General features: G+C 48.2%; 10 protein-coding genes. 2 read left to right on the top strand and 8 right to left on the bottom strand.

Annotation, left to right across the window (positions count from 1 at the left end; genetic code table 11):
* Positions 1 to 241: 241 nt before the first annotated feature.
* Positions 242 to 526: a hypothetical protein gene (locus EKM70_RS08870; protein WP_125547137.1), complete on the top strand. Its 285-nt coding sequence runs from the start codon at positions 242 to 244 to the stop codon at positions 524 to 526.
* Positions 527 to 551: 25 nt separating this feature from the next.
* Positions 552 to 728 carry a hypothetical protein gene (locus EKM70_RS11420; RefSeq protein WP_164478995.1) on the top strand — a complete coding sequence of 59 codons (177 nt, stop codon included), beginning with the start codon at positions 552 to 554 and terminating at the stop codon, positions 726 to 728.
* A gap of 267 nt (positions 729 to 995) precedes the next feature.
* On the opposite strand, the gene EKM70_RS08865 is transcribed toward EKM70_RS11420, so the two are convergent.
* The 8 genes from EKM70_RS08865 to EKM70_RS08830 all read right to left on the bottom strand — a co-directional run bounded on the left by EKM70_RS08865 (position 996) and on the right by EKM70_RS08830 (position 12617).
* Entirely contained in the window at positions 996 to 3044 is a 2049-nt protein-coding gene (locus EKM70_RS08865) for a MucBP domain-containing protein (protein ID WP_057877435.1), read from the bottom strand.
* A gap of 325 nt (positions 3045 to 3369) precedes the next feature.
* Positions 3370 to 5403 carry a MucBP domain-containing protein gene (locus EKM70_RS08860; protein WP_125547135.1) on the bottom strand — a complete coding sequence of 678 codons (2034 nt, stop codon included), beginning with the start codon at positions 5401 to 5403 and terminating at the stop codon, positions 3370 to 3372.
* A gap of 339 nt (positions 5404 to 5742) precedes the next feature.
* A complete protein-coding gene (locus EKM70_RS08855) occupies positions 5743 to 8283 on the bottom strand; it encodes an AAA family ATPase (protein ID WP_125547134.1) in 2541 nt (846 codons plus the stop codon).
* A gap of 513 nt (positions 8284 to 8796) precedes the next feature.
* The gene (locus EKM70_RS08850) at positions 8797 to 9750 is read right to left on the bottom strand and encodes an NAD-dependent epimerase/dehydratase family protein (RefSeq protein ID WP_125547132.1); all 954 of its coding nucleotides are present in this window, start codon (positions 9748 to 9750) and stop codon (positions 8797 to 8799) included.
* Entirely contained in the window at positions 9747 to 10130 is a 384-nt protein-coding gene (locus EKM70_RS08845) for a MerR family transcriptional regulator (protein ID WP_125547130.1), read from the bottom strand. Before EKM70_RS08845 ends, EKM70_RS08850 begins: the two co-directional genes overlap by 4 nt.
* Positions 10131 to 10269: 139 nt before the next feature.
* Positions 10270 to 10515, bottom strand: coding sequence for a hypothetical protein (locus tag EKM70_RS08840; protein ID WP_125547128.1), 246 nt, complete (start codon positions 10513 to 10515; stop codon positions 10270 to 10272).
* Positions 10516 to 10628: 113 nt separating this feature from the next.
* The gene (locus EKM70_RS08835; RefSeq protein ID WP_057732225.1) at positions 10629 to 11321 is read right to left on the bottom strand and encodes a 2,3-diphosphoglycerate-dependent phosphoglycerate mutase; all 693 of its coding nucleotides are present in this window, start codon (positions 11319 to 11321) and stop codon (positions 10629 to 10631) included.
* A gap of 189 nt (positions 11322 to 11510) precedes the next feature.
* The gene (locus EKM70_RS08830) at positions 11511 to 12617 is read right to left on the bottom strand and encodes an AI-2E family transporter (RefSeq protein ID WP_125547126.1); all 1107 of its coding nucleotides are present in this window, start codon (positions 12615 to 12617) and stop codon (positions 11511 to 11513) included.
* Positions 12618 to 12828: the final 211 nt, after the last annotated feature.

Raw genomic sequence — 12828 nt, 5'->3', positions numbered from 1 at the left:
GTGCTAGTGCGCCACGTTGAAAACGTGATAAAGTAGATGTACCCAAAGTAATCACTCCCTATATTGGTTGGAATTAGTTACTACCATTGTAAGTGATTGCTTTGGGCTTTTTAATTTCTGTTCGGATTAATTATAGAATTTGCCATAGGAATAGTCAACTTCAGCCACCATGTTGTTTTATTAACGCCGGCTAGTACACTTTAAGGGAGACATCAAGCTTTTCGTCGAGGAGGAACCAATCATGACTGCGTATTTTCTTGTTAATCATCAGGAATATTTTGCAACTGGTTTTATCGTCAACAACGGTACCGCATACATCGATACTGGCGCTGGACTTGACGTCGCGGTAACGGTGAAAGCTGACAGTTCAGCGGACGCCAAAGCCGAATTGTACCGCCAAGTCTTCACGCATCCCGCCGCGGGGAGTGAACCGGCCACATTGACTGAATCAGAACATGTGCAATTGACCCAGAAACTTGATGAAGGTTTCACGTTAACCAGCACGGACGGCTTGGAAAGCTGCTAAAAATACTGAATTCGAGGTAATCACAATGACTGAAAATGTTAAAAAGAACGAAACAAAGACAGCGGATAATCCATTCTGTCATGCGGGGATGACCTGTGCCCCTGGCTGCGGCTGTGCGAGCGCCGATGGGATCTGCCACTGCCCAATGATCTCTGACCGTAAGTGTGCCTGTGATGGCTTCTGTGGCGTCCCGAAGCACTAGTAACTGCTGGTGACGAGGATTATTAATTTTGGCGTCAAAATTTAAGCTCGACACACAGACGTGGCGATGCCTTTTCAATCAGGCATCGCCACTTTTTTATTACTGTTGTGCTACTTCGCTACTTACCTACTGGAACTCTATGTATTCAACATCGAGATAACCTCGTAGCGCTTTCGAATACTTAACTTCACTCAAAAAACCACCTCCGTTTTGGAAGTGGTTTTTCATAATCTTTTGCGTTTTCGACTTAACTTTATTTAGAACCTGTTAGTTCCGCTTCCGGAATAACAACGTGCCCAAGCTCCCAATCAACACTGCCAAGCCGGCCAACGGAGAAACGGACTTGTCACCGGTTTGTGGAAGAGTCGTGGCCTGGTTAGCTGACTTAGCAGCCAGTTTAACCGGGGCATGACTGGTAATCTTGGCGCCTTGACCATGGGTCTTCAGGACGATTGGTTTAGCCACGGGCTTGTCCGCTACCTTATCTCCCGCGTTATCAGGTACCTTTCCTGGTTTAGCCGGGGTCGTGGGGTCTACCGTGGCGGCATCCCCACCATTATCAACCTCAGCGTAGGTAAAGATAACCGTTTGATTATTAGCGGTAAAAGTTCCGTTGGCAGTCGTATCGCCAACCACCTTGTATCCAGTAATCGTTGGTGCGGCAACGTTGTAGGTATCGCCGACCTTTCCTGATTTCACGGATTGTGTCAACACGTTGCCGTCTGTGTCAACACTCACGATTGTGACAGTCCCCATCGCGTCGGGTGTTGGATCGACTGGCGTGACTGGCTTAGCATCGGCCGTGTAAACGTAGGTAACGTCAATTGCCGTAGCCGCTAAGGTCCCGGCGGCATTTTCTGGTGTGGTCTTCAGCTTGTAGCCGTCAATCGTCAATGGCGATGTGGTATAGGCGTCCCCAACCATCCCATTCACCTGGGTGTCGACATGAATCGTGGCCCCCTTATCATCCACGTAATGCACGCTGACCGGTGCCGCTGCGGTAGCCATTTCATAGGGCTGAATGATTTGGAAATTGTTGTAGTTGTCTTTAGATTGAACCTTCGCCGTCAAATAATACTTATTGGCTAATGGTGTCACTCTGAAATTTTTATAGCTGGTGACACCGGGCTCCTGAGCCTTGATGTCGTTAAAGGTTAGGCTCCCATCAGCATTCGCTGTTGGCGTCCCACCCTGGTAGTAAATATTGAACAGATCATCTTGACCATCATTGTAGTTCGAGTCATTAACCACCATGACATCGCCAGGGATTTGGAGCGCATCACTTTCGCCATTCTTAGTGACAACCTTAACCTTGAGAGTTGCCGTGGGGTTGCTCGGGTCAATCTTAATTGTCGGTAAGACCACCACCTGGTTATAGTCGCCAAAGGTTGCGGCCGACGCCGTAAATGCCCGGCCAATGACTGGCGAGAAGTCCATGATACTATTGAAATTTACGTATACTTCTTTTAGTCCGGTCATGGTTTCTAGTGGCGAAAGGTCTTGAATACGGTTATGTTGGACGTCTAAAGTTTCCAAATTGGTCAGATGAGCTAATGGCGAGAGATCCACAATATCGCCACGATACTTGCTGGAGCCCAGGCCAAACGTTGTCTTTAAATTAATCCAGGTCAACCCGGTAGCGTACTGTAGCCCTTCCAGTGAGAACGCGGTCTTGCCATCAATATAGGTATCCAATTTATGCGTTTGATTGCCACCAACCGCTTCTAACTTGGTTAATTGTTTAATGTTGTCCTGAGTAATCTGATCAACACTGGTCAGATCCAAGTCAGGTAATTCTTGTTGAATGTTATAGAGCACAATCAGTTGTAATTGTTTGTTAGGCATCCATTCATCGATAGACTGGTCCGCCTTAGCGACTGGCGCAGGTGTATCAGCGATTGGGGCGGCTGTCGGTTCCGGTGCATAATCTCTGAGGGTTCGCTTGGATGTTGTTTCCACCCTTTTAACGGGAGCTACAATGTGGTCCGCTTGGTTATCCTTATCCACATCATTATCATCGTTCGTCTCTTTATCATCGGCCGTGACAGTTGGCGCAGGATTATTTTGTTCTTCACCGGTTGGCAGATTCTCTTCGCCATCGTCGACCTTAGCGACAGGAGCCGCCGGCTGTTCTGGCTGTTCCGAATCGGGTGCCTTTTGGGCAACAGGTACCTGATCTGCCGGCCCATCAGTGGCGGCGTTGGCCGTCACTGGAACGCCAAATGCCAATGTAGCGCTTACAATTCCGGCAAATACCCAGAATTTTCCCTGCTTGTACATCTTGTAGTGACGTTTACTATTATCCAAAGGCTTCATGATTTATCGCTCCTCACTGGCGGTTCCTAGTTAAACGGTCTAGTTGTCATTTGGAAATTTATTGACTATGTAATAATGTTTCGTATTAACTAGTTCCATTATAACGACTAAACCAGAAAAATACTAGGTCATACCACGAAACACTTTGTTAGTCAGACAAGGGAAATTCAATCGTAATCATTTCTGTGATCGCCCAAGTACAGGCGCTTAGGCCAGTGACATTTTTAAAAAAATTCACTCAAAAGTCTACAAAACCAGCTTCACACATTTCCAAATATGGCAAAAAGGCATCCGTTATCGTCGCGGATACCTCGGTCATTAGTTTCTACTGTCGATGTCGCTTAAACCACCAGCCACCAAGGCCGGCCACCAAGACGACCCAACCTAACCAACGAATCGACGTGACCCGTTCATTCGTCGCAGGCAAGGCCACCGATGGTTTCTCAGGCTTCGTTGCGGTCGCAAACGCACTCCCAGTATGGAGCGGCAACGTCGTAGTTGGCTGACCAGTCTGACTGTTACCTGTTGCCGTCTCGTTGCCGACGGGTACGGATGGCTTGGCTGGCTCAGACCCATCCCCCTGACCGCCACTCACCACATTAGGTGCGTAGGTGTAAGTCACGTCCACCGGCTGCTCACCAAAGATCCCGACGGCATTCGTCGGCTGGCCAACGACCTGGTAACCTGGCAGTGACAGTGGTTGCGTCTGATAAATACTCCCCACCTGACCGACAACACTGGTATCGCTGTGAACCGGCATCCCCTCAGCGGTCTGATAGTGCACCGTCACACGACCTTGCTTAATAGCCGGCAAGGTTGGGGTCGGTCCCGGGGCTGGGGTAGGATTCGGTATCGGCGGGGTAACTGGTGACACCGGAGCTAGTTTACGATAGACATAGGTTACCGTGATCGCCTCATCGCCAAATTTTCCCTGCGTGTTGACGGGCGTTCTTGTCAGCTCATAGCCGGGAATCTTGGCAGCTTCCGTCCGATAATCATCACCAATATCCCCATTCAGAGTTTGACTGGCCGCCAGTTCATGGCCTTGCTCATCCTGATAGTTCACCGTGACCGGCTTGGCAGCCTCGCCGATATCGTACCTCTGGACAATCCAAAAAGAGTATTTGTCTATCACATACTTTGCAATTAAGAAATAGTAATTACCCGTTTGATCGCCACCTGGAGGGAACGCCGCCTGGTCACGAATATTCGTAAAATCGAGCCCACCCTGGCCATCCTCGGTGACCTCACCTCCTTGGGTGTACCAAAAGGTAACGGGTTCACCACCGTAACCAAAGGCACCACCCACATAATGGTGGTTCAAATACATATCCTCAAGTTGTTGGTCGACGCCCGTGACTAACTCACCGTTTTGTAAGTGAATCGGAACTGTCAGGTGAGCGTGACGCGTCCACGAGTTAACCTTGATGGGATCCGGAAAGATGTACTGAAACATGTCATTGTCACTGACATCAGCCGGAATGTTTTTCAGGCTTGAAAAATCCGCGATAAAATTATCATGCAGCCGCAACTCCGTGAGATTGGTTAGCCCCGCCAATGGCGACACATCACTAATTCGGTTATTACTCAACCATAACTTTTTCAGTTGTGTCAAATTATTTAACGGCGACACGTTCTCGATATTACCGAAATTTTGATAAGGCGCCGCATTCTTGCCCCCACCACCCATCATGAGGACTTCTAGATTAGTGGCGTACTCCAGACCATCTAGCCGGTATTCTTCGCCACCCGGATTGTAGGTCGACTCGCCATTCTCACCGCCGAAATAACCAATAAATAAGGCCTTTAACCGTTTCATATCATCCTTCGTAATATCAGCGGTTGACTGCCAAGTCTTATCATCATCCGGAATTGGAATGAGATGGGTTAATTGATAAAAGATTGCCCGTTGGAGCCGCTTATTCGGCATCCACTGATCAATCGACTCGGTGGCCTGTCTACTCGTCGCACGTGGTCGGTCAACCTTAGCCGTAGCGGGCTTCGGCACCTTTGACTTCTCTGGCTTGCTCCCGGCTTCTGGCGCGGTCACTGTTTCATGAGTTGCCACAGCATCCGACACAGCCGTCGCGGACCCGGTACCTCCTGACGCCGGTGCTTTGGATTCACTTTGACTCTCTTCGCTCGAACTATCCGTTGAAGACGCACTCCCCAAGAGCGCCTCCCCTGACCGATCGACGTCCGATCCAACCGACGCCTGTTCAGCCGTCGTGGTCGCCGCTAGTGCCCTCACCGGTGTGATGAGCGGCCCACCAATTTCAGTTAAAATAACCGCGGTGACCATCCAGCTTTTAAAGTGTCGTGTAGCTTGATATCGACTGACTCCTGCTCCCCAATGCATGTCAAACGCCTCCTAAACCTGTGGTAATGGTTGCTGGACGCCACTGATTACCACAGAATAGTAATAATTGCTCAACTGTTATGAACTGACTTCAGTATATCGAAATCCATTTGAATTTTCTATATGTTATTAACAATTTATACTGTGTCTATCCGGTAACTTGTTTCGACATTAATTGGTCGTTGACTCTAACCATCTGGTAAGATGCTGCATTCCAATTGTAAATTTGTCCGTGACAAAAAAAGCCGCCCCACTGTGTGAGACGACTCCAATTCACCCTGAGGGCATTCGTTACTGGCAATCAAAGCCCTACATAAAGTATTTTTTGAGTCACTAGATTTAATCAACTAAATGAAATTTTTCAAAATGTGCCTTCAAATAATCCAGCGTCAGACTCTTCGTCGTCTTGATCAGCTGTTGTGGTTCACCGCTCGCCATCAACTGGCCACCGGATTGCCCACCCTTGGGGCCGAGGTCAATCAGGTAATCAGCGTTCGCCATCAGGTCAAGGTCATGCGTGATGATGATAACCGTGGCGCCCTTAGCCTTCAGGCTGTTGATCACACCCAGCAGCGTTTGTACGTCCTGGGGGTGCAGGCCGACGGAAGGTTCATCGAAGATAAATAAGGTCTTGGCTTGGCGTTTGTTCAAGTGGCTCATGAGCTTTAGCCGTTGGGCTTCCCCACCAGACAGGCTCGGCGTGCTTTCGCCCAAATGCAGGTAACCCAGCCCCATTTCATCCAGCAACTGAAGCTGCTTCTCAATCTTAGGGACCGTTTCAAAGACGCCTAACGCCTCACGGACCGATAAGTTCAGTAGGTCGACAATGTTGTAGCCGTGCCAACGGATCTGTTGAATCTTGTCCTTATACCGCGCGCCGTGACAGTAAGGGCAGACCTCCTCCATATCCGGCAAATATTGAATATCCAGGGTAATGGTACCCAGTCCGCCACACTGTTCACAAGCCCCTTGCTTGTTATTGTACGAGAAGTAAGCGAGACTAAATTTCTTGGCTTTCGCTTCTGGTAGATTGGCAAATAGCCGCCGCAGATTATCCATGATGGTGGTATAGGTAGCCACCGTCGAGCGGGCATTCTTCCCAATCGGCTTGGCATCCACAGATACCACATCTTTCAAATGGGTCTTCAGGGTCGTCACCTGTTTCGGCAGGGCGGCCTTGGCATTCGCGGCTCGAATGGCCGGGACTAGGCTATCCAAAATCAGACTCGTCTTACCCGCACCAGAGAATCCAGTGACCGCCGTAATCTCATTTCCAGGAATGGTCACGGCCACGTCGTGTAGATTAAAGTAATTCTGCACCTCAAACTGCGTGGTGAGCTCGCTGGCCTTTGAGCTAGCGGGTACCTTGTCATGCATGATCTTGGCTTGCCCGGAAATGTAAGGCCCAATCAGTGACTGGGGATTTCCCACCAGGTCTTGGGGTGTGCCCTCGGCAATGATTTGACCACCGGCATCCCCCGACCCAGGGCCAATCTCAATCACCCAATCGGCTGCTGAAATGATGTCGACTTCATGGTCAACCACAACCAAAGAATTTCCTTGGGCAATCAGTTCTCGAAAGATACGGATGAGTCCCTTAACGTTATCGGGGTGTAAGCCAATGGAGGGTTCATCCAAGACGTACAGAACACCCGTCGTCTCCGTCCGAATGGTCTTGGCGAGTTGGAGTCGTTGGAGTTCTCCGGTCGACAGCGTATTGCCGTTTCGCGATAAGGTCAGGTAATCTAATCCCAGTTCCAGCAAAGGCCGCAACGTATCCGTCAGATTCTTGAAGAGCACATCAGCCATGGCTTTCATCTCAGTCGGCAACTCTTCCTTCGCCGCCGCTTGCCACCCGGCTAACGATCCCAGAGTCAAGTCGGACACTTCCGCAATATTTTTACCCCCAACTAGTTGCGTCAAGAGTTCTGGATTCAGCCGCGTCCCGTGGCAGGTCGGGCAGACAGAAAAGTGGAAAAATTCGTTGACCTTCTTGATCGCGCGATCACTCTTCACCGTCTTCAGAGAATCGTAGACGGCTTCATGGGCATTCTCATACAACGTATTGTCGGTATGGAAAACCCGTCCAGTCGACGTCCGAAAGTCCACGGGATACTGCTTCTTGGCACCATTGAGGACAATGTCTTTCTCCTGGTCGGTGAGGTCCTTGTAGGGCACGTCAACGCGCACGCCTAGTGTCTCCGCCACCGTCGGCATAAAGTTTCGGCCAGGCAAATGCCAGGAAGCCACGACGCCCTCAGACAGACTGAGGTTCTCATCGCCAATCAATTTATCTTCGTCTAAGGTCTGAACCGTCCCCGTCCCATGACATTCAGGGCAGGCCCCGCCGGAATTGAAGGCAAAGTCCTCGGCAGATCTCGCCATGAACTCGACGCCACACTCTGGGCAGGTTACGTAACCCATCTTGCTGTCGGCGCCACCCGGGAGATCCATGGCCTGAGCCACCTTCAAACTGGGGGCAATCCGATGCCCGTTGGGACAAACCATCGAGCCGAGACGTGAGAAGATGAGGCGTACGACGTTAAACAACTCACTCATTGACCCCACCGTTGAGCGCTCGGAAGGGACGCCCGGCCGTTGCCGCAGGGCGATAGCGGAGGGAATATGCCGAACTTCCTGGACCTGTGACCGTTTGCTTTGACCGATTCGCCGTCTAGTGTAGGTGGATAGCGCCTCCAGGTACCGCCGCGACCCTTCCGCATATAAAATTCCCATGGCCAGCGAACTCTTCCCGGAGCCCGAGGGACCTGAGATTGCCACAAACTGATTCAACGGAATGTCTACATCAATATTTTTTAAATTGTGGACGTTCCCACCTCGTACACTAATATGTTCACGTTGTTTTTCACTCGTTGTCATACTTGCCCACCTTTGCCTTTAGTTCCGTTCATGATACTTGCTATTTTAAACCCTCCTGTAACGTTACAGTCAAGTCTGGGGGTTGAAAACTAGTTGTTTTTCTTGGTTGGTATCTCTGTTTCCCTACAGTTTACCGGGTAAAATCAACCGTTAATCACGAGCACTAAAAATCGCCCCACAAACTGGAACGACTTTTAGGGTTCTATGACGTTTTCTTATATCTTTAGTCAAACAAGTTAATGTACATGCCAACACATAATTAAAATCGGCTTGGCACCGGAGTCATCGTAAAGGTACGATTATCTGATAGATCATTTCTATCTCCCGGCATCTTCCGGTATCTCCCGTTATTTTTCCTGTATACAAGTCTAAATTCATTCCCTAATCTCCCCCAAATCCCCGGTGAGAAGTTTGGGGAGATTGGGGGGAGTCAAAAAAAACACCCAGCGAACTTAATTACTTGCCGAATGCTCTTTTGAAATTATAAAAATAGCTATCTTTTCAGTTTAAATTCTACTTCACCCTGATAACGCCACGGTTCACAGCTCCTTGAATACTCAACTCGATAGTCTCTTCTACCGAGTATTGTGGCTGATAACCAATGAGTTTCTTTGCGTTCTCAATGCTATACTGACCGCTACGTGCGATGTGATAGTACGTCTTGTCACTATCAACCGGACTATCTAGCTTTGTGACCCAGTCAGGCCATGGTAAAAAGTCAATCTTAGCTTTTTGATGGAAGAAGTGGTACATCACCTGAGCATAACCATACAAGGTAATCGAATTCGACGAAACTGCATGAAAGCTTTCACCTAGGGCCTGATTCCGATGTTGGACAGCATCTACGAACTGTTGGGCTACATCGCTGGCATGCACATGATGCAATGTCTCCATACCAAAATTAGGTAATGTGATTTGCTTCCCATCAGCAATATCTTGGAAGACCTGCATGTTTTGATTACCCTCAGGATTAATAATATCCCAACCTGGACCAGAAATTTGACCTGGCATAATCACGGTTGCCGGGAAACCATTCTGACGATACTCTTCCTTCAAGTACTGTTCACTCTGGTATTTGTTTTTTCCGTAATCATCTAATGGTGCTTTCACTCCATTGGGATTAACTGGCAAGACTTGAGCCCTGCCATGTGCCCAAACGGAAGAGCAAAACAAATAATGGCTGAGCTTGGTTTCCTTCAAGGCTGTCACAATTTCCTTGGTATTTTCAAACTTGAAGTTCACCAAGTCAATCACAACATCAGCATCCAGTTCAATCAGCTTTTGCGTGAAAGTCTTCGTATCATTTCTATCTAGTGCAACGAACTTTGCACTTTGCCAAGCCCAGTCATCAACGTAAGGATGGCGTTCATGCCGACTGATTACGATGACTTCATTTCCTAATTTCACCAATTTAGGAACCAAATAAGAACCAATATGACCGTAACCACCAATAACAACAATCTTCATTTTTTGTCCTCCTGTTTTGTAAAGACTCCTTCAACATGATCATCATAGTGAGTCAACTTTTCTTCTAGTCTCGCATATGCTTTCTGCATATCCTTAATCCGTTGGGCCATATCGACCAATTGGCCTTCTAACAGTTTTTGACGTTCTCGTTTTGTTGCAGCACCATCCTCGAACAACTGATAATAGGTGACCAACGTTGAAATACCGATGCCTGAGCTCCGCATACAAGTAACAAAATCAATCCATTCAATTTCATTTTGTGTGTAGTTACGGTACCCACGCGAATTCCGTGGAACTTTGGGAATCATACCTGCTTTCTCCCAATATCGAAGAGAATCAATCGAGACATCAAATTTCTTGGCAACATCGCTACTTTTCACTTACACTCACCTTCATTTCTGATTACATCATAACCTATGGAGTGCGCTCCATAGCAAGAGAAAATCACGTACTTTTCAAAGAAGCTCAAGAAAAGGTGACTAGCTCCATTGATAAGAGCTAGTCACCTTACATTGCTGACTATTCAGCTTTTTCTGTCACAAACGTATGCTTGTCATCCAACACATACTGGAACTCAACGGCGTTCAACATCAAGCTAGCCTTAAACAACGCCTTGATCCCCTGTTCGTTACTCATCACCACAAAGAATTCCCGATCGGTGCCACTGACGCGTTGGAAAGTCTCGTACTCGCCAGTAAACCCTGCTTTGCGGAATAAACCAATAATCTTCATCATTTCAACCTGGGTAACTTCTTTGTCTGCCAAATTCAATCTCTTTTCTCTCTTAAAGTAAGTTGCTAATTATCAATGCTGGTAGCCAGTTTCAGGCCACGAAAAAGCCGCCCCTAAACACCGAGGCGGCTTCGAGTCCGTTGGAATTACTTACCCAACTTCGTCTTGTTAGTCATGTTTAACTTGTCATCAAAGTCGTAGACAACTGGTTCACCGGTTGCCATTTCGAGGTTCATGATGTCATCGTCGGAGATCCGTTCGATGTACTTGCTTAAGGCACGTAATGAATTACCGTGGGCTGCGATGATGACGTTCTTGCCGTCGAGTAACTTAGGTGCGATTTGGTCTTCCCAGAAAGGCATTACACGTTCCAGGGTAACCTTCAAGTTTTCGCCACCGGGTACGATGTTAGGGTCCAAGTTAGCGTAACGTGGGTCCTTAACAGCTGAACCTTCAGCGTCTGCATCCAAAAGTGGAGGCAAAACATCGTAGGAACGACGCCAGATGTGCACTTGGTCGTCACCGTACTTTTCAGCGGTTTCCTTCTTGTTCAGGCCTTGTAAAGCACCGTAGTGACGTTCGTTCAAACGCCAAGTCTTGGTTTCTGGAATCCAAAGTTGGTCGGATTCTTCCAAAACGTAGTGTAACGTCTTGATCGCACGCTTCAGAACTGACGTGTAGGCGTAGTCGAACTTCATGCCAGATTCCTTGATCTTTTGACCAGCGGCTTTGGCTTCTTCAACACCCTTTTCACTTAAGTCAACGTCAACCCAGCCGGTGAACTTGTTAGCTAAGTTCCATTCACTTTGTCCGTGGCGAATCAATACTAATTTTGCCATCACTGATAACCTCTTTCTGTTGTAGAATACCTTGTCATTTTACACCATCTGACCCTAAATTTCAGCTTAATTGTGCCGTCCAAACAATGTAATCGTTTTCTACTAATCGATTAGCCATTTACGACCTCAGTTAATCGGGCTGTTAATTAAAAAAGTCAATTCAGCCCCCTCGGCCAAATTGACTTTTCACTATTTCTGGTCACTATCACTATCGTTATCTTCGTCCTCACCCTGATTATAATTGCGGCGAATTTCACGCAACTTTTCCAGCTGGGGCGCCTGATGCAAGCCATGCACCGGCCGGACACCCAAAATATCCAGGAAGAAGGTGAAGATTGGCACCCCGACGATCAGGCCCCAAACGCCGAACAAGGCTTCGCCGGCCAACAACACCACGAAGGTGTAGAAAATCGGCAATTCTGTTCGACTGGACATGAACTTAGGATTCAACACGTAGGCTTCTAGCGCGTGAACCACGACGATCATCACGAGAATATAAACGACGTAGCGGAAACCACCCACCGTGTACCCTAGGATCGTCAGTGGAATCACCGAGACAATCACCCCGGCCACGGGAATCAGGCTCAGAATGAAAATCATAATGGCCAACGTGGCCAACTGGGGCATCTGCATGATTGCCAGAATGATCGTGGTAATCACGGTGTTGCAGAGGGCGATGAAGAACTGCGCCTCTAACACAACCCCGAAAGTATTGACGAACTTCGTGGCAAAGAAGTTAATATCCTGGAAGAACCAACCGTACGTACTCGTGAGGAACCGTTTGGAAAAGGCCGTCATCTGTTTCGATTCAATCGTGAAGAAGAAACTCAGAATCATCGACATAAATACCGTGAATCCAAATGACCCGATTGTCGACAGGTAGTTCAGTACAAGTTTGGCGCTACTCTGAACCTGTGCGACGATATTCGAATTACTAATATAGCCGGAGATCCAGCGAATAATTTCACTATTTTCGTTAGCTGGGTTCTCATAGAAATTAATGAGCCCCTCAATTCCCCGCAACGACGACGTGACAATCGTTGGTAGGTAGGCTGTGATGGCCCAATACAGGCCACCCAACACCGCCACATAGGTTACCGTCACAATCAATGCCGGTGGCACCTTCACAAATCGCCGCACAGCCTTGACTAGTTGGAGCACCAAGAAAGTAAAAATGAACGTTAATAAAATCATGTTCATTTCGCTTCGAATCAGCCACAGCACAAAGATCAACAGTGCCAGGATAACGAAGCGTCGTAGCCGCACATTGTCGATAAATCGTTGCCAAATACTCAAACGTCATTCCTCCCATTTCATCTTCTTTTCATTATACCGCATTGACTGAAAATCCCTAACACTTTCCCCGACAAGCTGGCCGTCAACCTCGCCTCCCGGTCGGTTCTGGAAACGCTGGAACGTAGTGGGCACATCGGGAAGCCAAAGAGCGGTCTCCCCGAACGGCCTTGTCCTAACCGGAGTAACCCACTCCGCTAAGGACAACGACACC

The sequence above is a fragment of the Levilactobacillus lindianensis genome (assembly GCF_003946095.1).
Classification (GTDB): domain Bacteria; phylum Bacillota; class Bacilli; order Lactobacillales; family Lactobacillaceae; genus Levilactobacillus; species Levilactobacillus lindianensis.
This window is presented reverse-complemented; position numbering and strand designations above follow the sequence as displayed.

Bases quoted from the DNA above. Each gene is read 5' to 3' on its own strand.
- EKM70_RS08870 (WP_125547137.1), top strand. From the start codon at position 242: ATGACTGCGTATTTTCTTGTTAATCATCAGGAATATTTTGCAACTGGT.
- EKM70_RS11420 (WP_164478995.1), top strand. From the start codon at position 552: ATGACTGAAAATGTTAAAAAGAACGAAACAAAGACAGCGGATAATCCA.
- EKM70_RS08860 (WP_125547135.1), bottom strand. From the start codon at position 5,403: ATGCATTGGGGAGCAGGAGTCAGTCGATATCAAGCTACACGACACTTT.
- EKM70_RS08865 (WP_057877435.1), bottom strand. From the start codon at position 3,044: ATGAAGCCTTTGGATAATAGTAAACGTCACTACAAGATGTACAAGCAG.
- EKM70_RS08850 (WP_125547132.1), bottom strand. From the start codon at position 9,750: ATGAAGATTGTTGTTATTGGTGGTTACGGTCATATTGGTTCTTATTTG.
- EKM70_RS08835 (WP_057732225.1), bottom strand. From the start codon at position 11,321: ATGGCAAAATTAGTATTGATTCGCCACGGACAAAGTGAATGGAACTTA.
- EKM70_RS08855 (WP_125547134.1), bottom strand. From the start codon at position 8,283: ATGACAACGAGTGAAAAACAACGTGAACATATTAGTGTACGAGGTGGG.